The following is a 20,321-nucleotide window of genomic DNA, read 5'->3' on the forward strand; positions in this document are numbered from 1 at the left end:
CGACATCAACACCGGTCAGATGCGCTACGGTGAGCAGCGTCTTTCGTATGACCGTGATCATAATGGCTGGTACTACTTCGAACCGGGCACCGGCGCGATGGCCCATGGTGTGCGTTGGATGACGTCCAATGGCGGTAAGTGGGTGTATTACGACATCAACACCGGTCAGATGCGCTACGGTGAGCAGCGTCTTTCGTATGACCGTGATCATAATGGCTGGTACTACTTTGCCCCCGGTACCGGTGCGATGGCCCATGGTTGGACTTCGCTTCCGGACCGCAGAAAAGTCTTCTACGACAGGAATTCCGGCCAAATGGTGTATGGCTGGCAGACTATCGACGGCAAGCGTTATTACTTCAATAAGGCTACTGGTAACTTGGAGAAATCGGAGAATCCGTCAGTGGCCTCCAAGGTATGGTGGGTGGTCACATCCACTTCGCACGTCTACCATACGAAAAAGAATTGCCCTTCGCTACGAGCCGCCAACCAGCGGAATGTGAGAGAGGGGACTTTGGAACAGGCGCAGAGAGCAGGATATTCAAGATTGTGCAAAAATTGCGAACATCTCTAATGCTCTGAAGTTCCAGTAAAGCGTAGACGCCCAGTCGATAAACTGGGCGTCTACGTATAAGTAGAGGGTTAAAAGTGTTGCCGCGCGTTAGGTTATGCACGGCAACATGTCGGCAGTCACAACGTGGTTTCGATGCGGTAGCGGGGCCGGTGCTTGGATTCCATGTAAATCTTGCCCACGTATTCTCCTACGATGCCGAGGGACACCATGATGAGTCCACCAATGAGCCAGATGGAACACATCATGGATCCCCAGCCGGCGATGGTGTGTCCGAAGCCAAGCGAGACGAGTACGTAGATGAACATGGCAATGGCCACGAGAATGGAGATGATGCCGGCTCCGGTGACAAAGCTCAGCGGTTTCGTGGAGAATGAGGTAATGCCTTGGATGGCGAAGGCGATCATCTTCTTCAGCGGGTATTTGGATTCGCCGGCCTCGCGTTCGCCGCGTTCGTAGTAGACCTTGCTGGTCTGGTATCCGAGCGTGGGCACGATGCCGCGTAGGAACAGGTTGACCTCGTGGTATTCGGACAGGGCATCAAGTGCCTCTCGGCTCATGAGACGATAATCGGCATGGTCGGGAACCGTCTCGGCACCCATCCATTCGAACACCCTGTAGAAGGCTTCGGCGGTGTTGCGCTTGAACCAGGTATCTTTCTTTCGTGCGGAACGCACGCCGTAGACGACTTCGTCGCCGTTCTTGAAGTTGTGGATGAACTCGTCTACCGCGTTGACGTCGTCTTGCAGGTCGGCGTCCATCGAAATTGCAGCGTCGCAGCCTTGGGTGAGGGCGGTCATCAGACCAGCGAGCAACGCGTTCTGATGACCGCGGTTGTGGGAGAGTTTCACCCCACCGAACACGGTCGGATCGGATTCGTGGAGCTTGCAAATGATGTTCCAGGTGGCATCCTTCGACCCGTCATCCACGAACAGGATGCGGCTCGTTTCGTCGATCTTGCCGGTTCCGGTGAGACCACGGTACTTGGCGAGCAGCACTTCGGCCGTATGCTCGAGCCCTTCAGCCTCGTTGTAGCAGGGAAGCACGAAGTAAATGGTGGGCTTGTTCCGATTCATTGAACTGTTGGAATCGTCTATAGCGGTATCGGCGAAACCTGCATCACGTGTGCTGGTGTCGAAGGTCATTCTCTTGTCCTCTTTGGTAGTCCGTGCCTATGCGCTATGGACAGTTTACCCGTCTGGAGCTGTTCGGTCGATTATTGGCGTAAGCATCTTGCGCATATGCTTGTTCTGCAAGCTGAGGTCAACGGAACAAGATGGATGTGCCTTTTACAGCGAGTAAGAATGGACTTGCCGGTAGATTGTTCGCATTGTATAGCAAGCTTTCTCCCGTGGGATAGCCGCTCCATAGATACCGTACTTGGGTGATGGTCTTCACATTATCGGAATGCACTATCACCTTTTCTCCTTGTATGACGGCAGTCGCACTATGAAAGACTCCGTCGATACCGGCGACCTCGAATCCTTGCAACGGCACCATGGCTGTGCTGAGTAGGTTTGCGGATGTGGCGGAGAGGGTGTAGTTCGGCCGGAGTGCTTGCAAACCTTCGGCTGTGTGCGCATGGAAGTCAATGATTACAGTGGAATTGTCCGTTTCCACTGGTGTGGCAGACTTGGCTTGAGGTCCTGTCGCCACCGTCTTTCCGGCGGATAAGGCATACCACTGGTCAGCCATGCGCGAGGCGAGGATATCCTTTCCTAGGGGGTGAATGACCTTTGCAGTGCCTTTATCGGTGTCCAAAGAGATGGTCATCGACAGATTTTTCGTGGTGTCCACAGCTTTGCTGAACAGTATGTTGGCTTGCGCTTGCCGTACGAGGGGCGTGTAGGCGTAACCAGGATAGCGGGCTAATTGAACGTACAGGAATGGTAGATCTGCATCATCGAACGTTTCACGGTACTGGTTGATCAGTGTGGCGAAGTTGGTCTCGTACTGCAGAGCAGGGGCCTCTTCTGCTGCGTCGTTTTCTCCTTGATACCACAGAATGCCGGCAACGGCATATCCTGCCAGCGGGGCGATGTGGTTGGCATAGATGTCTCCGCCTTTGAGATGCCGTGCGATGTCGGTACCTCCCCATGCGGTCTGAATGATGCCGATGGGGACCTTCGGGGAATGTGAGCGCAGTTGTTTGGCGAAAAGCTGAGGGAGATACCCTAGATATTGCGAGTTTGCAGTGGTGGCGGATACCCAAGTCTGCCCATTGATCGTGCTGAGTGGCAGTTCATTACCGGCAGTGGAATGCGCAAGTTTGATGAATCGGATATATCTGTCATTTACCGGTGTGGGGAGGTTGGTCGCGTTGAAAAGCCCCTGTACATTGGCGTTGAAGCTATCAATTGTTCCGTAGTAGTCATGCTGGTTGAGCTCCATATTGGACTGACCGCCCATAATGAACACGTCTCCTACATAGACATTGCGAATAGTAGCGACTGTCCGATCTGCTATACGGAATTTGAGCGTATAGGCTTTGAGCTGCGCAGGCACTTTTTTTATGACGATAGTAAATTTGGAGCCCTCATGCACAGTGGTTGCGGATTTATACTGCCTGCTTCCGCTAACGAGTAGTGCTTCGAGTCGTACGGTATTGTTGCCTAGCTCGCCTTGGACAGTGCCATGCAAGCGTATAGGCTTATTCCGCTGCAAAACCATGCCCTCGGAGTAGTAGTTCGGTAGTTGCAATGTTGCACTGGGGTCTTGCGAAGATTGTGAAGTCTGAGCGGGTTGAGATGAGAGGGAGCAACCGGCCAGCAATGTCATACTAAGAAATGCGATAATCGCGGTGCGTGCGCTTTTCATGAAGATTCCGCTCATTGACAGGGACTCTTTCCGTCTGTTGGGTGAACTGTTGTATATCCTACTTTGCGATATGCAAAGACTGGGTTGTTTGGTGGGTATAGAGGCTCAAGTAGGAGTTGTCGGCCAAAGAGACACTCCTGAACTTTGGCCGGGCATGTGAACCTATAGGTTGTGTGGCCGCGGCGCTATATTATAACAGCCATATTGCGGCGCGACGGCATACGATGAGAAAGGATAGGACTGAGCATGGAGTCCGATCGTTCCTTGAAGCGGCAGAGAAGATCAGGAATTGAGTTATTGCGTATCATTGCCATGTATCTGATTGTTGTCCACCATATGGTAATTCATAATTCCTTTGATTTTATGGCACAGCCAGATTCTTTTAGAAAAGTGTTTCTTGGACTATTTGAATATCTGCCTGGAAAAATCGGAATCGCATTATTTTTTATAGCATCGGCTTGGTTCTTGTCGGTCGGAAACCAGACCTTGGAAAAATCGTGCAAAAAGATTTGGGTTCTGGAACGAGAGTTGTTGTTCTGGAGTCTTGCGGGTCTAGTGTTACGTTTAGTGGCTACTCCGATGCAAATGAACATAATGGATTTCGTGTCGGCGGTGTTCCCTGTAGCGACACAGCTCTGGTGGTATGCAACCAGTTATGTATTATTCTTGCTATTTCTTCCTTTTTTGATGTCGGGATTGAAATCGTTGGGTAGCTTACGGCATAAGCGTCTGATTTTCTGTATGGTCGCGGTGTGGGGGGTGCTTTACCTAATTCCGGGTGCTGCCCTCAACATTGGATTGGATCTGACAGGATTCATCTACATATATGTATTGATTACCTACCATCGGTGGTATATGCGTCCTATGAAAACGAAGACAGTGTGGCTTATATTTATCTTAAGTGCACTGCTACTGTTGTTCTGGAATGTTACGCTGGAGCTGTTGTATGTGGGACAATCATGGGACCTATATGGAGTGTTGTTCCTAGTTGTTGATCGTGAATGGTCTTTGCCCGTGCTGATATTCAGTTTCAGTATGTTTTTGCTTTTTGAGCGATTGCAATTGCAGTCGCGAGTGATTAATTATATTGCGACGTTAACTTTTGGTGTCTATCTGATAACAGACCATCCATTCGTGCGGGATCTACTTTGGAAGAAAATATTTGATTTTAATAAATATTATTATCTGAATTATCCGGTTGTGCGAATGCTGGCTATCGTTGTGGTAGTTTACTGCTGTGCAGCAGTGCTGGAGCTTATCCGAAAATCAATATTTAAATATACGGTTGATATGGGTCAAGGGAAGCTATTCGCATTTATTTGGAAGAAAGTCACAATTTAATTATAGCCATGGCAGAACTTGAACATGAATTTTCTGCCATGGCTATACTTTTGCCGATAGGCTACTTAGACCATATGATAGCAGGTATCTTGTTGTAAATCAGGCTTGCCAAACCCCAGCATCCGGCTGCTGCAAGGGGGAGTGGGAGGAGTGCTGCCGGGAATGCATACTGCGCCTTGGCTTCCCAAAGCAGATAGATAAGGAAGAATCCTGTCGTTGCTATTGCTGACACTATTGTGTTTATATTTGTTTTCCTATTTTTTATAAGGGAAAATGCTACTCCGGCAAATGTAAGAGTCTGCATAGCGTCAGAAATAAACATGGTTAATTTATATATTTTGCCGTAATAGACCGAATGGGCGATTGGGCTTATCGGTCTACTGGACATGGGTTTCCCATGTGGGTCGGCGGTGATTGACCAGTTGCTATTGAGAATGCTCTCATACGTTGGATCACACCAAATCCAGGCTTCCTTGTGGGAAAAATATCGTATTGCGTATAAAGGATTACTTGTGAAGTCGTGGATTGAGGCATGAATTGATTGCAGAGACTCTCGGTTGGCCTGTTTTGGGTCATAGTTATTCATCCAAGACCATACATAGCCATTGAACCCTCCAGAATTATTTAATACATCAGGGTCTTGTGGGCGTTGTAGTCCCATGGCTATCCATGTGGTTTTAGGTAATCCGTTGTCAAGACGAACATGATACTTATGGGTAACGCATGCGTTGAATCCGCTCGTACATACGATATAAATCAACAAAGTTGTGGCAATGGCTGCAAGGCTTTTCTTAGTGTTGTCTCTGATTGCTGTTACGCCCCATGCAATGCTCATTGCCATCAAGATGACAATCATTGTGGACTTTAGCATTATGCTTATTGTAATCAGGAAGGCTGCGTAAATATTGTATTTGAATACCCTATCTTCGATAGCTATTTGCTGAAAATATAATGCAGCTAGGGCAAAGGGGATAGCTGGAAGGTTTCCATAAGCGAAGGTTGAATATAGGATAATGGGCCAGCTTAGTGTGATGAGTAATGCTGAAACATTCGCAACTTCATTGTTGAATATTTTTCCTGTATATAGAATTACGATGAATGCGGTTGCTGCGGCTGCCATAGAATTAACCAACTCGATAGCGAGATAGGTTTGATCTTGTCCGAAAACATACCGTAATATTTTTATAAGGACAACATACGGGGTCTGAAATGGGAACCGTTCCATATATGCGCCGGGCGCCCATTTGTCTCCGTAATCATGTCCTAACTGGGATGCCGCAACAATTAAATCCTTGGAATCCCAATCTGGGAATGAATTAGACATTATTGCCCATGAAATAGCTGCAATGCCTACATAGATTGACACTATTAGCGCACTGACTTTGCTATCTATTTTCTTGAGCCAGCCAGTTGCCTTTAGGGTTGTGATAATAGCTAATATTATTGCGATGCCAATAATGACAAGCGGAGTGGTGCCGTGTTTGTACTCCACTCCCTCCGTGTAGTGCGGATAGTGTATTGTTACGAATAATGTGGCGCAGGCAAGTAAAGAAAACAGTATTCCTGCTGCCCACAGGAAGAACGATGTTAAATATCCATAAATCAGAGTTCTTCCATCCTGGGTTTCAATTCGTTGCGCAATTTTGTTTTGCGATTGTTTATTTAACATAACCGTCATATTTGATTTATAGATGTCAAAATACTTAGTGGGAGATGGTCAGGTTCGCATTCTCCGCCATCTCCCACTAGAATTTACTGATGATTTACTTCATTCCAAGATACTTTTTCCAGTAAGGAATGGAAGTCAGTTCCTTACTGGCACTCTTGTATTCCTCTTCAAGACATGTTCGGTGCTTTTTGAAGTATGCAAGGTCACGCTTGTATCGCTTCATGATTTCGCCGTACTGCTTGAGGTCCTTGACACGAATCGTGCCTTTACGATTGAACCAGTCAACAGCAACGATGATATTCTCGCCGTGAATGCTGCCTGAAGGATAAACCCAGCCGGCGCTGGGAATCAGAGCGTAGTCCTTGCCGTAAATCTTTTTGGCACTGTGGGCACTTGCATGTAGTACGCGTTGTCCGTTTTTGGTAAGGAAATCAAATGCTCGCTGTTGTAGTGAACGGGGTTTGTCGTTATCGATTTCCTGTCGGGTCAGCTTGGTAACATCGAAGCCTTCTAGGCCCATGTCGTCGGCCATCTTCTGCAGCTCCGGGAAGGAGACCAGCTTCTCCTTTTCACGGTTCGCCTGCATGAACTTCTCCTGGGCCACGGGCTGTTTGATGAAAGCGGGCCCCTTGAGGAAGTCCTCGAAACCTTTAAGGGCCAACGCCGCGTCCGTGTAGTTGAACTTTCGGAGCTCCAAATCAATCTGGTCGTGAAGTTCACGCAGGAATGTATCGATGCTGGGGGCAAGTCCGGTCGTCATCTGGGCAATCATGCCATTGCGGATGCTCTGGTAGCGTTCCACGGCGGCGTTGTAACGAATCTCGAACTTGGAATGCCAAATGCCGAGACCGTTCATCGTCATAAATGTGGGGTTGCAACGAATACCGTATTCCACATCATCGTAACGGACAAACACCGGCAGGGGCATGCCGTTACGCTTGATGGCGCTCATGGGGATGCAGCAGTACCACCAAGCGGCGTAGCGCCGGCCGTCGCCGACGCGCAGGCTCTCGTCGTACGCCTCATTGAACACGATGTCGACGAACTTCGTGACCTGCAGCGGAATCTTGGCAGCCACGCAGACTCCGATGGAGGGATCGATGAAGCCGGTATCCTCCTTCATGTCCTGCACGTCTTCGTAGTTCAACATGGCACCGCTGATGAATGCCTCGGAGTATTCCGGCTTGACGATACGGAGCAAATTGTAGGTGCGCATGATGCTTTCGGGTGAGACTTCGACGTCATCATCCATGAGCAGTACATGGGTTGCGGGGACATCCTGCTCCATGGACTCGATCATGCCGCGAGCAAAGCCACCGGCACCGCCCACATTTTCGTTCGGTGAGACGGTCACCTTGTCGGTGCTGAGCTCCTTATACGGCAGCGTGCTGCCGTTGTCAATGACATGCATACGGAAATGCTGCGCGATGTCGTTATCGGAGCCAAGAATTTCTTTTTTCACCAATTCGATGTTCTTGGTGATGTAGGATTCCTTTTTGAATGTGGTGGTGGAAAGGGAAAGTTCGACATCCGCCAGTTCTCCGTCGATGTCCAGTGTGTAATACGCGTTGCGTGCGGAGACCGTGCCGGTGGTTTCGATTTGGAAGCCCACGAGCACCATATCTTCGTCGACGACGAGGTCGAGATCGACGGGTTGCCAGTCCTCGTTGGCAACGACTGCCATTGAGGCCGTGGGCTCAAGTTCGGGAACCGAAGACAGACGGTAGGCCTTGGTCTGCGTGATGGTGCATGCCGCCCCCTTGACTTCGATGTGCAGGTGGAAGCCGGTCGCACGAGTATACCTGAGCAGTTTCATCGTGGACAGACTGTTGAAATACGTGGTGAAATCGATGGTACCCGCTCCATCGATGGACCACTCGTGGGTATCCGGATCAATGTGCACCGGCTGATCGGTGCGGTAGTACATCGTCGGGTAGCTAAGCGCTCGTGGAGTCGTCTCCATGAGCACATTTGCGAAACGCATTGATGGCATGTGCCCTTACCTCGCTATCAAAAAGTAATTATTCTCAACGCCTAAGGATACCCAACCCTCTTCGCAGAAGGGCGGGGGATAGTTGGTATGCGCACGAAGTACATACCAGCTGGGAACAGGACATATTCAATGAGAATCAACGTTCTTGTCGGATATGATTCTGTAAGAAACGAGGTAGTGCCGTCAGCAGTCGTCCTATCCTGAATGACCGTGACCTCACGATATTGTTGAGTCTGCGGTTGGCGTCATCGGCTCTGCGGTTGGCATCATCAAGCTGAGAAAACGCTCGTTCCTTATCACGACGTTCTGCGAGTACGGCACCCTGAAGGTTCGTGACATCCTCATGCCATTTTGCGGAATTGGCGATTTGCTGCCGTAATGGAAAGGTAAGAGGCGCGTGAGCATCGTTGCCTGTTAACAGTTGGCGCATTTCTTCCGAAAGCAAATCAATCTGTATGAAAGAATTCAGTTGGGCTGCCACGGCGAGGATATCCGGATTCTCATCAAGCATCCACCAATACAGGCCTGCGTATTCTTTTTCCAATCTACGAACAGCCAGATCATGCAGTTTGGCGAATCGATGCTGTCCAGATGCCCTTAGCTCGTCGGCGATACCGTTCAACACGCCGAGTTTTTTTGCGTCCGTCCAATTGATCGCTTGATGACCAAGTGAATAGAGATATACGACGTCATGTACCGCAACAAATCGTCCCGCAGTCGTTAATGCGGCTACTAGAAAGGGAGGATCCTGATAGCGTGTGTATGCAGGGAATCGTAGTTCGTCATGGGAACGAAGAAATTCGGTACGGAACATGAATCTATGAAAGCCGTAGTCGAACTGATAGTCGGAGTATTCCACTACATCGGTATCGGGAGGCAAGGTATAACCCCATAATAGAGGATCATCTGAGAAATCCGTTTTGATGGCGCCACTGCTTTCATCACGGATTGCGAAAGACCCGCCAACTGCTTGTATATCGTCATGGGCTTCGGCCGCCGACAATAACGTTGCGAGGGAATCATTATTGGCGAAGGCGTCATCGGGATCGTGGAAAATCAGCCATTCTCCGCCGGCTTCATCTATCGCGCGGTTGCGAGCTGCCGAGACACCGGCATGTGTCGCAGCAACAATACGAATGCGATGATCCTTTCGAGCGAGGTCTTCCATGATGTCAAGTGAATCATCCGTAGATCCGTCATCAACACAGAGAATCTCCATATTTTCAATGGTCTGCTGAGCTATCTTTTGAATGCTGTTTTGAATGCATGCTTGTTGGTTGTAGACCGCAAGAGCGACGGTGACCTTGGGCGTGGGCCCCATTGCCTTCCTCCCCTAACTGTATTTTCTTACTGCTAATCAGAGCATATTCTGTATTCCAGACGAAAAATGAGAGATCTATGTGGTTTCTTTGAGAGGATCACCTTCCGGCCCCACTGATACGATGGTTTGCCGTGAAGAATATGGTGGATAACCTCAAGTCCCGGTATACGTACGCGTGGGTGGTGCTGCGCGGTCTTGTGGAGACGGATTTCAAACTCCGCTACCAGGGCTCTGTTCTCGGCATTGCTTGGTCGGTCTTAAAGCCATTGATGATGTTCTGCGTCATGTATGTGGTGTTCGGCAAGTTCCTGCGCATGTCCGATGGCACTTCGACGTATCCTGTGGTGCTGCTTCTGGGCATCAGCTCGTGGCAGTTCGTCACCGAATCGACGAACGTCGGCCTGAGATCGGTCGTCGAACGTGGCGATCTTCTGCGCAAGATTCATTTCCCGAACTACATCGTCGTAGTGTCGGCCACGGTGGGCGCGTTGATTAGCTACGCCATCAACCTGTGCGTGGTGCTCCTGTTCGCGCTAGTGGCACGGGTGCAGTTCACCTGGCGCGTGGTGCTGTTGCCGCTGAACATCATCGAACTTTATGCGGTGACGTTGGGCTTGACGCTTCTCATGGCCACGATGTATGTGTACTTCCGTGACATCGCACACATCTGGGAAGTGCTCCAGCAGCTCGTCTTCTACGGCATGCCTATCATTTACCCGCTGAGCTATGTCACCAACCGCGGCGGTCTGTATGCCGAACTGGCTCGTTTGGAGCTGATCAACCCGTTCGCGCAGACCATTCAGGACATCCGTCATAATCTCATCGCGCCGGAGACCCAGCCGACGATCTGGAATTCGTTCGATAATCCGTTCATCAAGGCGTTCCCGGTCGTGCTCACCGTGGCGCTGCTGTGGCTGGGTGTGTATTTGTTCCGTCGTAACAGCCGTAAGTTTGCGGAGGTCATGTGATGTCTGACAATGCCAATGATGTGATGAACAATCCAGTGGTCCTCTCCGTCGACCATGTTTCGAAGAGCTTCAAGCTTCCCACGGAACAGGCCACCGGTATGAAACAGGCCTTCATCAACTGGACCAAGGGCATCAAGGGATATAAGAAGCAGCAGGTTCTCAAGGACATTAGCTTCTCTGTACATAAGGGTGAGTTCTTCGGTATCGTCGGCCGTAACGGCGGCGGCAAGTCCACGTTGCTGAAGATCATCTCCCAGATCTATTACCCGGAGACGGGAAGTGTCAAGGTCAACGGCAAGCTGGTGCCGTTCATCGAGCTTGGTGTCGGTTTCAATCCGGAACTCACCGGTCGTGAGAACGTGTACCTGAACGGTTCGCTGCTTGGCTTCACCTCCGAGGAAGTCGACGCTATGTATGACGACATCGTCGAGTTCGCTGAACTTGAGGAGTTCATGGACCAGAAGCTCAAGAACTATTCCTCCGGCATGCAGGTGCGTCTTGCCTTCTCCGTCGCAATCAAGGCACGGGGCGACATCCTCGTGCTCGACGAGGTGCTCGCCGTCGGCGACGAGGCGTTCCAGCGCAAGTGCGATGAATTCTTCACTGAAATTAAAAAAGATCCGAGCAAGACGGTCATCCTCGTGACTCACGATATGGATTCGGTGAGGAAATACTGTTCCCGAGCCATGATGATTGCCGATGGCGAGGTTGAGGCGATTGGTGACCCGGAAACCGTCTCCCAGCAATACACGCTGGCGAATCTTAAAGCGGATGAGGCCGCAGAGCGCAAGCAGCGCGAAGAACGTGGTGGATATCCCAACGGTCTGAACAAACGATGCCCGCTGCTGCGTACATACGCCGTATCCCCTCAGATTCTCAAGTCTTCTGATACGTTCCGCTTCGCCGTCGAATACCAGTATGACGAACCAGGAGATTTCTATCTTGCCATCGCGATGCACGATATTCGCCGCGGTGGTATCTCCTATGACACTGGAATGAAGACCTTCAAGATGGAAAAACATGGGCACCACACCGTGCACTTCGATATTCCTCTGAACATCTTCAATAATGGTGAGTTTCGTTTGATTACTTCGTTGCGTACTCCGAATCCAGTAAATGACGAACGTACGGAGGCAGTGGGCGTGGCCGTTGACGAAAACGCGTGCACGTTCGTCATTCAAGACGATCGCAACCGCGAATATGCCTTGTTGAGCGATCGCGCACTGACATTCACGCAGGTAGATATTTCGAACAAGGACTGAGATGTCTTTCCGTCACCTATACCGGTTGTTCGATATCCGGAACATGCCCGTATGGGTGTTTGCCGCTTGTGTCTCGGTCCTTATTCTGCTGGGACGGGCCGTTAATGACGATTCCCACGGAGGGGCCCTTCGCTCGATAGGGTATGCTGCGGCATTCGGCTTGACCGCATGGATGTTGGCCTCGTTGATTTTTGGGTGGTTCGATCGACTGACTTGTTTCAACGAGACCAATGATCGTGTCCGTTCTTATTCGAGTATTGACGAACCGTCGTTGTGGAAGCGCATACGTTCCAGTTCATTCTGGTTGGAACCTCAAAATGTGATGACCTTTACCGACAGTGTGCATCGGTATTCCGTCTGGTGGCTATTATCGATTGTTGTCTGCTGGTTGCCTTGGCTGATTGTCTGCTGGCCTGGAGTGATGCGTGATGATACCATCGCTCAATTCATGCAATCTGCTGGTTATCATCCGTATTATGTTCAGCACCCATTATTCGACACATTGATATTCGGTCTGTTTTGGAACATAGGTTTTGCGAGCCACAACTTGTTGCTCGGTATAGGACTATATGTTTTGGTGCAGGCTTCGGCTTTCGCCCTAGATGTTTCACTTACATTGTGTTATTTGAGGAAATTGGGCGTCGCTCGTTCGGTTTTGGCAACGGCTTTCCTGTTCTTTGCTGTCTGCCCTGCGATTGTTCAGGCAATACCTACGATGAGCAAAGATACGTTGCACGCAGTATTCCTGATGCCTTTGGCTATTGTGTACGTTGAAATATGCTTGACGAAAGGCGCTGTTCTCTCTCGTGCTCCGGTATGTGTGATATTGATCGCGCTTATTATGATGAGCTCACTCAGTAAGAGAACGGCAACGGTTGTGATTGTCGTCTCATTCGTTGTTTTGATTGTGCTGGCCAAGCGATATCGATTGATTACCGTGATGTGTCTGGTTATTGGTCTGGGACTTGCGCAGGGTGTATGCGAACCGGTATTGGAATATGCCACGGATGCTATTGATTCGCCTAGCATGGAGGCTATTGGGTTTGTTTTTCAGCCTGTCGCCCGCATACAGTCGAAAACCCCGGAACGCATAACGTTGCAGGAACGGCGTGAGCTGTCCGGCGTGCTGGATTTGGATAAGGCCGGAGCCTCATATAAGAACTATCGTTCCGATGAAACTTCCTGGGCCGTTAATGCCGATTCCTCGATCAGTCAGAAAATAACAGGGTTAAAAGCTTGGGCCACCATTGGACTGCGTAATCCCGGGGAATACGCAAAAGCGTATGGCAATATCATGCTTGATTGGTTCTACCCAAAACAGGGTGTGTATTACGGGTGGAATTCACAACGATTTTTCAATAAGGAATATATGAGGCAATGGAATACGTTCGTTCAGCCTCCAATGACAGCGGAAGAGGTATTGGCACCCCTACGAGATAATGGTCATCGTCCCAAAGCCATCCTGCGCGTTGCATATATTGGTCAGCGTATCTCAACAGATCCTAAGCTGAATTCACAGGCGTATTACGCCACATATATGCCGCTAATGTTGTTGATATACGGTGTTACGCGCAAACGCTGGCTTACGGTTGCTGCGGGTACGTTACTTGGTGTAAACGTAATGATACTGTATTTATCGCCAATCTCGTTCCCGTGGTATTTGCTGCCTGTCACATTTATCCTCCCATTGTTCTTCGGTATCAATACCTTACGTAGAATAGGGAACGTTGAAGCGTAATCGCTGCCAGCAGGGCAGGGATTGTTGGGTGCTGACCGTAAGGTAAAGCGTATGCCTTATGCAGAGAACGCAGAACTTGAGACGATTTGGCGTGTGGTGTTTCCTTCGGCGAACGTTGGATTGGATGAGTCCTTCCGCGTGAAGGCCGCTCCGATTTACGGCAGCGGGCGAGGCCCCATGGGGGAGTCCGTAAACAACGAATCGCTTCACTCGTGGATAAGGGATCGTACCTCCATCGAGGTTCCGGCTGGCTGCGGCTACTCGACCGGATGCTATTACAACGCGTTCCCTGCGGCCTACTGGGCGAAATGGACCAACGTCCAATCGGCGACATTGCGCATGCGTATCTCCGGACATGGCACCATAACGGTTCACGCTTCCGACGCGAAAGCGACCGAACATACGGTCTACAGCAAGGATGTGGCCGCGTCGGAAACCATCGAGACCATCATCCCCATCGCCGATATGAGCGAAGGCGGCTGGCTCTGGTTCGACGTGCAGGCGTCCTCAAGCGGTCCGGTTACGGTTTCCGACGCGCAGTGGCTGGCCTCGGTCCCTACACGTCGTACGCTTACCGCATCTCTGTCCATCACCACGATGAACAAGCCGGAATGGTGCATCCGTCAGTTCAACCTTCTTGCCGACATGGCCGACATGAGCCTCATCGATGCGGTCTACGTCGTCGACCAAGGCACAAAGCTCGTTGAAGACGAGGCCGGTTTCGTTGAAGCGAAAACGAAATTGGGTGACAAGCTGCGTGTCATCCGCCAGGGCAATATTGGTGGATCCGGTGGTTTCGCTCGTGGCATGTATGAGGTCGAGCATCACGGCGAAAGCGGCTACGCGATGCTGCTCGATGACGACACGGTGCTGGAACCCGAATCGGTCTCTCGCGCCATCGCTTTTGCCAATCATTGCATCGAGCCCACGCTGGTTGGCGGGAACATGCTGTTCCTCAGCGAACCGACAAGACTGTGTGCCATTGCGGAGGTGTTCGACCGCAAACGAGTGTTCTGGACCACGGCGGAGGGTACGCCGAAATTCGATGATCTGGCGGCACGGCCGTTCCTTGAATCACAGTATCTGCATAAGCGGATCGACGCCGACTATAACGCATGGTGGATGTGCCTAATCCCCGTCGAGACGATTCGTAAAATCGGACTGTCCTACCCGTTCTTCATCAAGAACGACGATGTGGAATACGGTGTGCGCGCACAGCAGGCCGGATACCGCACCGTCACCGTGCCGGGCGTGTGCCTGTGGCATCAGTCCTTCGTCGACAAGGACGATATTCTTGACTGGCAGGCGTATTTCCATGTGCGGAACAAGCTCATTATGGGGCTGTTGTATTCTCGCCTGCCTTGGGGCGGCGGTTTGTTCCGTGAAATGGTGCGTGCCTCCATGTCCGCCGCGGTGAAGATGCGTTATTCGGCGATTACGCTCCATCGGATGGCGGTCGGTGATGTATTGCAGGGTGCGGAACATATCGGGGCGATTCTTGAAACCCGCCTGCCGGAAATCCGTGCGGCGCGTGCCGCGGAAGATGATACGGCCATGGTGCCGTTCGCTGATTTGCCTCATACGATGGTAATCAAGAGCGAGCGTGAAGTTGCCTCGGTGCATGATGCCGGAACCGTGGCGTTGATGCTGCATCAGCTGACCTTGCCGCGCCGCAATGCCGGAGCGGCCATCGATGGATACGTGGAACCGCAACATGCATATTGGCTTGTCGATGACGCACAGTCCGGTACCACCTCTGATATGGCCGCCGGTCTTACCGCAGCGGAAACGCTCGAAAAGCTCGACATGGTCGCCAAGAACGCAAGCGAGCATTGGCGTGTCATGGCGCAGATGGACTCCGCGGTGTTCGTGAACAAGGACAACAATACGGGTGTGCTGCTTCGTCGCAAGCCATTTACGGCCTGTGCACGTCTCATCAGGGTGGGATGCCTCTATGCGCGGCTGGCGTTCAACTGGCGTAAATACCAGTCCGCATACCGCAAGGAATTCTCCACCATGGTGTCGCCCGAATGGTGGCAGCGATACTTCACCAAATAACGGAGAGTGCCCGACCGACTCATGAATCATGATTCCTGCATCGGTCGGATATGAATGTGGGGGAATCTGGATTCCCCCACATTCATATCCATCGTTATTGCTTGCCTTGGACTCTGCGCGCGACCGCCTTCATGACTTCTCGTTGCCTGGATCCAATCGGTGCCACCTTGTCCACATACTTCCGTGCGGGATGGTCTTCCGCTATTGCACGTTCATGGAATTCAACCGGCTTCGGCTTTCGCACATCGGCGAGCATGGCCATTATCTGCAGAGAGAACGGCGTCGTGCGGGCATAGCTCCAGTAGAGAGGCCCGAAATCGCACCACGGGTTGGTCCAAGGCTTATCGGGGCCGGCGTAGTGAATGATGTTGGGATGTTTACGCGATTCGAGATATGCGCGGAATGCGTCGGCTGGAGCATACGAGAAGATGGTGTTCACGCGCCCGCCGCAATTGTGCAGCACATTCCACTCATAAGGCAGGTATGCGACATCCTCTTCGCACTCCATGTTGAGCACATCCTGATCATGATGCGTCAGTTCCGGGCGTGATGCGTAATCAAGCCATTCGGATACGGAATGAATCTCACGCATACGATCGAGATCCATGACCAATACGCCCGTCTGGAAATAGTGGTACGGATCGGTCATGTGCAATCTATCCGAAGCATACGCTGCAGCGGCATTCTGCTTCATATTGAGATTGCCCAGAAAATCCAGATCGGGCACTGCGCCGATCGCCTTGCCATGCAAATCGATGTCGTACAGCTCGGAGATATCCCCATTCACCACGACGTCGCAATCCAGGTAAATCACCTTTGAATAGAACGGCAGCGCCTCCTGGATGCCGAAGCGGTAACAGGTCGCCACATTCCAACGTTCCTCCTTATGGAGATGGGTCTGTGGCGTCTGATGCTCTGCGATGAATCGGCTCATATCGTAGAAACGAATGGAGGCGTTCGCATAATCGGAAAGAGACGCAACGATGGTCTGCTTGTTTTCCGTGGTGATGAAGCGGTCGAGTACGATCACATCATAATGGCGGTCGGGAGAGGCGTTGCGCAACAGTGAAGTGATCGCGGTGGCAAGCACGGGGACGTAATCGTCGTCGGCCGCGAAAATCACCGGTACGGTGAAGCGCGGGTTGGTATCCAACGGTTCCAACGGCGTGAAAGGTTCCGGATGGGAGAAGCGCACGCATTGGAGTTGACGAACTCGCAGGGGCCCATTGACCGAGGAGGCGGATGAATCGCCAAGCTCGACACGTTGCGCGTGGGTGATATAGATGGTCAGCAGCCGTTCGGCCAAATGGCCCGGCGTGCGCAGCAACTCCACATCGGCATGCCGATGGTCCCAGTTCGCAACGAATTCGCCGAGCAGCGGGAACAGCCAGGAACAGTAGTCGTGGAACACATTCCTTTTCATGACGAACATATTGTTCGGGATGAATTGCGTACCGTTGAGCACGGTATCGGCATCCTCGCGGTATTCGGGGTGGCGGGTACACAGAATGTCATACATGTGCTGCAAATCAGCGGAGCGCAGATGCCGGTCCGCGTCCCACTGCTCTTTCAGATTGGTAAATCCGTACAATTTATGCACGTTGCGCGTGGGACCGGTAATGATGTCCCAATCCGTCACCGCTTGCGCAATGCTTGCATCGTTGAGACCGTATTCGCTGATCGATTGCGCGTTGATGTATGCTCCGGGGATTTCCCCGGCCTTGTCTTCGGCATATGAGTTCTGGGAGAAATTCAGGTACCGGCGGTACTGGCCGAGACCGATATAATCCGCGTCGGTATTTTTCCACGCCCAATACAGTACGGTCAGCTCGCTGTACATTGGATTGAGATCGGAGATGTTCTCCCCGTCATCATCATGCAGCATATCCTCGAATACGGTACCGCCGGTTTTTCCCGCGGTTGCGGTGCCGGCTTGAATCGGCAGAATGCTCGCGCAATCGGGGAAGACGCTCGGCGTGTGCGCGGCGATGAAGATCTTGATGCGTGCGGATGGTTCCTGTTGCGCATTCGGTATGCCTGCCATGGTGTCTTCCTTCGCTGCGAGTAATGAAATACCTTTGGTTCAGCTTAGCGCGAGATGGTCAGGCTTGTCTTCCGAACTGGCTGATCGAGCTGATCAACGCAAGATCGCGCAGGGGCCTGTGCATCATTTCACGGCGAAGAAATCGGTTTTGGCGAGATACCCCTTGCCGGCGGTCATATCGTATTGGACGAGACGGTACTCCTTGAGCAGCTGTTTCTGCTCTTTGGAGAGCTGCTTACGCCTGATGACGTTGCCGTTGTTGTCCAGATACGTGGTGGACGTGTCCTCGGTGAACCCACCCTCGCCGAGCACCAGACGTTCCACGGCGGGAAGGTCGGTGCGTACCGCGGACAGGAACTGCAGATACGAAGAGACCCTTGCATTCATATGTTCACTCGCCATCGCCATGAAATAATTCGGCGAGGTGTAGTTGGTATTGGCTGCGATTGGATCCAACTTCACTCCGGAACCCGCAGCGCCTGACGCTTGGTTCGACCAGATGAAATAGTCGGTCTCATGCAGTGTGAGCGCGTTGTGCTTGTCCGCTGCGGCCGTTGTGTAATCGCTGGGCAGATGGTCGCCATAGAAGATCACCGTGACGGGCTTGTCCATCGTATTCAGCTGGTTGAGGAAATCCACTGTCGTCTGATCGGTGATGTTCACGCCTTTCAGATACGTGTTCACCGTGTAGCGTTCTCCGTCGCTGAGATTTTCGGAGATATTCGCATCCCAGAACTGATTGTCATCGTCATACCAGCCGCTGTGCGGCATGTGGTTCTGCATCGTGACCAGCTGGACGAACTGGGGGTGCTGTTCCTTGTTGAGTTGATCGATGACGTTCTGATAGGAGGCGGCGTCGCTTACGTACGGATTATTGCCTACCTTGTCCTGATGGGTGATGGCCGGCTTGCTGTCCAACGTGTAGAACTTGTCGAAGCCGAACTTCTTGTAGTTCGAGTCACGCAAGTACATGTTCTTGTAATACGGATGGAATGCGGTGGAACCGGTCCTGCCGTATCGTGCGTTCCAGATCTGGTTGAACGAGTACGGGCTCTTCTGGTGAGGTACGAGCTCCTGGTACATCGACTGCATCGAAGCATCGAACAGCGCCAGATCCAGCCCCGTCAGCGTCTGGTATTCGATGTTTGCCGTGCCTCCGCCATAGCCGGGTGAAAGCATGAGACCGGACGTGGTGGAATCCTTGACGGCGCGGATGTTCGGCATCGGATCCTCGGTCAGTGCAATGCCGGGTACACGCGTCGGATCGGAGAACGTCTCCGACAGGACCATGATGACCGTGCTGTCGGTAAGGTTGCTCGTTCGGGTCTTATTCGTGGATTGGGCCTGCTTGGAGTATTTTCTGGCCAGTGCCTCCATCGTTTCCTGACTGTAGCCTTCAGGCTTGTCCATGATCTTTGGATGCGTCAGGCGCAGGAAGTTGATCACCGGGCCGTTGTTCGTCGCATCGCCAGCGGCGCTCCACAGCTGCGGGGAATCGCCCCAGCTTTTGGCCCATTCATAACCCCATGTACCGGGAATGCTCAACGTCCAGGTGAACGAGCAGAGCAGCGCGAGGCTCGCACCCGCGGCGATGATGCGCGTGAGATTACCGACGACGGTTTGCACATTGCGGAACGGGCGCCACCAGTGGAACGGGATGACGCAGCGTCGCCCATCGACGAATTGGAGGATCAGGCAGATGACGGTCAGCCAGACGAGCATCGTGATCGTGCCGTCGACCAATGGCTGGCTGTCCTTCGGTATGAACGAGCCGATTTCGCCGCCGTTGCCGCTTGAGATGAAACTCAGGTCGGAAGGAAGGACCGGTTCGTTGCGCAGATCCATCTTGATGCTGTTCGCCACTGCGTACACGCTCATCACGATTGCGAACACGGCCGTCGCCACCCAGAACCGGTTCAACACGAACACGAGCACCAGATAGATCATGCCCAATGCGAGGAAATTCAACAGCCAGTTGAGCTTGGTATCGCTCGACAGCCACATCTGTGCGACGAAACGGGTGAGCTGGCCGTTCACGCTGTTGAGGGCCTTGGTGGTGTCGTCCACCGCGTTCGGGTCATCATAGGAGGGCTCCGAATACATGCCCCACTGGATGAAGATCGTGGCTGCGGCGGTCATCAGTGCCATCACCAGTACGTACAAGGTGTACGGGCACTTCGGCCGTTTCCTCCACAGTTCGCGGAGCGGCTTAAGCGCTGCGAACAGCAGTTTGACTGGCGGGTGGATGATGGCGGCGAACGCGTCCGAGGTCTTGATGGCCGCTATGGATGTGGCGACGGCGTCGGTCGTGGTCGTATGCGCGCGCTGCCGGAAGTTGACGGAGTCAAGCATGGCGGGGACGTTGCGGCGTTCGGGCTTGGGGCTGCCGGGGCGTTCGGTTTCGCCGGAACGCGTCATGGGGTCGTCTTCCATGCCTTTGTCCTGATTCTGCGGTTCGCCCACTTGTTCCACCTGTCCTGCTTCGGCAACGTACCGGCACATTGTAAACGCAGGTTCAGGACGAATTCACCTGAGATTCACC

At 52.1% G+C, this 20,321-nt stretch carries 12 protein-coding genes and 1 pseudogene; 6 read left to right on the forward strand and 7 right to left on the reverse strand.

Going from position 1 to position 20,321, the window contains the following annotated elements; translation table 11 throughout:
- Positions 1 to 571: pseudogene (locus tag GFD21_RS03485) on the forward strand (hypothetical protein); the annotation flags it as partial.
- Between the two features lie 116 nt (positions 572 to 687).
- Here GFD21_RS03485 and GFD21_RS03490 read toward each other — a convergent pair.
- Together GFD21_RS03490 and GFD21_RS03495 are read right to left on the reverse strand one after the other, a co-directional pair.
- Complete coding sequence (locus GFD21_RS03490; RefSeq protein ID WP_225431652.1) at positions 688 to 1,644, reverse strand: glycosyltransferase family 2 protein; 957 nt, start codon at positions 1,642 to 1,644, stop codon at positions 688 to 690.
- A 187-nt stretch (positions 1,645 to 1,831) separates the two neighbouring features.
- Positions 1,832 to 3,400: a sialate O-acetylesterase gene (locus GFD21_RS03495; RefSeq protein ID WP_225431628.1), complete on the reverse strand. Its 1,569-nt coding sequence runs from the start codon at positions 3,398 to 3,400 to the stop codon at positions 1,832 to 1,834.
- A gap of 231 nt (positions 3,401 to 3,631) precedes the next feature.
- Here GFD21_RS03495 and GFD21_RS03500 point away from each other — a divergent pair, with 231 nt between their 5' ends.
- Positions 3,632 to 4,726 (forward strand): acyltransferase family protein, encoded by a 1,095-nt coding sequence (locus GFD21_RS03500; protein WP_163196568.1) that lies wholly within the window; start codon positions 3,632 to 3,634, stop codon positions 4,724 to 4,726.
- 61 nt (positions 4,727 to 4,787) lie between these two features.
- On the opposite strand, the gene GFD21_RS03505 is transcribed toward GFD21_RS03500, so the two are convergent.
- From GFD21_RS03505 to GFD21_RS03515, 3 genes are all read right to left on the reverse strand, one after another.
- A complete protein-coding gene (locus GFD21_RS03505; protein ID WP_163196569.1) occupies positions 4,788 to 6,395 on the reverse strand; it encodes a glycosyltransferase family 39 protein in 1,608 nt (535 codons plus the stop codon).
- 94 nt (positions 6,396 to 6,489) lie between these two features.
- Complete coding sequence (locus tag GFD21_RS03510; protein ID WP_163196570.1) at positions 6,490 to 8,388, reverse strand: glycosyltransferase family protein; 1,899 nt, start codon at positions 8,386 to 8,388, stop codon at positions 6,490 to 6,492.
- Between the two features lie 136 nt (positions 8,389 to 8,524).
- Complete coding sequence (locus GFD21_RS03515) at positions 8,525 to 9,709, reverse strand: glycosyltransferase family 2 protein (RefSeq protein ID WP_163196571.1); 1,185 nt, start codon at positions 9,707 to 9,709, stop codon at positions 8,525 to 8,527.
- A gap of 140 nt (positions 9,710 to 9,849) precedes the next feature.
- Here GFD21_RS03515 and GFD21_RS03520 point away from each other — a divergent pair, with 140 nt between their 5' ends.
- From GFD21_RS03520 to GFD21_RS03535, 4 genes are all read left to right on the forward strand, one after another.
- Positions 9,850 to 10,677: an ABC transporter permease gene (locus GFD21_RS03520; RefSeq protein WP_191996850.1), complete on the forward strand. Its 828-nt coding sequence runs from the start codon at positions 9,850 to 9,852 to the stop codon at positions 10,675 to 10,677.
- On the forward strand, positions 10,677 to 11,939 hold the full coding sequence (locus GFD21_RS03525) for an ABC transporter ATP-binding protein (protein ID WP_163196573.1): 1,263 nt from the start codon (positions 10,677 to 10,679) through the stop codon (positions 11,937 to 11,939). The genes GFD21_RS03520 and GFD21_RS03525 overlap by 1 nt, the downstream gene beginning before the upstream one ends.
- A 322-nt stretch (positions 11,940 to 12,261) precedes the next feature.
- On the forward strand, positions 12,262 to 13,677 hold the full coding sequence (locus GFD21_RS03530) for a DUF6020 family protein (protein ID WP_163196574.1): 1,416 nt from the start codon (positions 12,262 to 12,264) through the stop codon (positions 13,675 to 13,677).
- 51 nt (positions 13,678 to 13,728) lie between these two features.
- A complete protein-coding gene (locus tag GFD21_RS03535) occupies positions 13,729 to 15,735 on the forward strand; it encodes a glycosyltransferase (protein ID WP_163196575.1) in 2,007 nt (668 codons plus the stop codon).
- 94 nt (positions 15,736 to 15,829) lie between these two features.
- Here the strand turns inward: GFD21_RS03535 and GFD21_RS03540 are convergent, their stop codons facing one another.
- Positions 15,830 to 17,779: a DUF4422 domain-containing protein gene (locus GFD21_RS03540; protein WP_163196576.1), complete on the reverse strand. Its 1,950-nt coding sequence runs from the start codon at positions 17,777 to 17,779 to the stop codon at positions 15,830 to 15,832.
- A gap of 123 nt (positions 17,780 to 17,902) precedes the next feature.
- On the reverse strand, positions 17,903 to 20,242 hold the full coding sequence (locus tag GFD21_RS03545) for an LTA synthase family protein (protein WP_318643728.1): 2,340 nt from the start codon (positions 20,240 to 20,242) through the stop codon (positions 17,903 to 17,905).
- Positions 20,243 to 20,321 lie beyond the last annotated feature (79 nt).

Origin of the sequence: Bifidobacterium platyrrhinorum (assembly GCF_010667645.1) — a bacterium.
Classification (GTDB): Bacteria; Actinomycetota; Actinomycetes; order Actinomycetales; family Bifidobacteriaceae; genus Bifidobacterium; species Bifidobacterium platyrrhinorum.

Coding starts and splice junctions, on each gene's coding strand:
- GFD21_RS03540 (WP_163196576.1), bottom strand. CDS start 17,779: ATGGCAGGCATACCGAATGCGCAACAGGAACCATCCGCACGCATCAAG.
- GFD21_RS03505 (WP_163196569.1), bottom strand. CDS start 6,395: ATGTTAAATAAACAATCGCAAAACAAAATTGCGCAACGAATTGAAACC.
- GFD21_RS03530 (WP_163196574.1), top strand. CDS start 12,262: ATGACCTTTACCGACAGTGTGCATCGGTATTCCGTCTGGTGGCTATTA.
- GFD21_RS03520 (WP_191996850.1), top strand. CDS start 9,850: ATGGTGGATAACCTCAAGTCCCGGTATACGTACGCGTGGGTGGTGCTG.
- GFD21_RS03535 (WP_163196575.1), top strand. CDS start 13,729: ATGCCTTATGCAGAGAACGCAGAACTTGAGACGATTTGGCGTGTGGTG.
- GFD21_RS03500 (WP_163196568.1), top strand. CDS start 3,632: ATGGAGTCCGATCGTTCCTTGAAGCGGCAGAGAAGATCAGGAATTGAG.
- GFD21_RS03515 (WP_163196571.1), bottom strand. CDS start 9,709: ATGGGGCCCACGCCCAAGGTCACCGTCGCTCTTGCGGTCTACAACCAA.
- GFD21_RS03510 (WP_163196570.1), bottom strand. CDS start 8,388: ATGCCATCAATGCGTTTCGCAAATGTGCTCATGGAGACGACTCCACGA.
- GFD21_RS03495 (WP_225431628.1), bottom strand. CDS start 3,400: ATGAGCGGAATCTTCATGAAAAGCGCACGCACCGCGATTATCGCATTT.
- GFD21_RS03525 (WP_163196573.1), top strand. CDS start 10,677: ATGTCTGACAATGCCAATGATGTGATGAACAATCCAGTGGTCCTCTCC.
- GFD21_RS03490 (WP_225431652.1), bottom strand. CDS start 1,644: ATGAATCGGAACAAGCCCACCATTTACTTCGTGCTTCCCTGCTACAAC.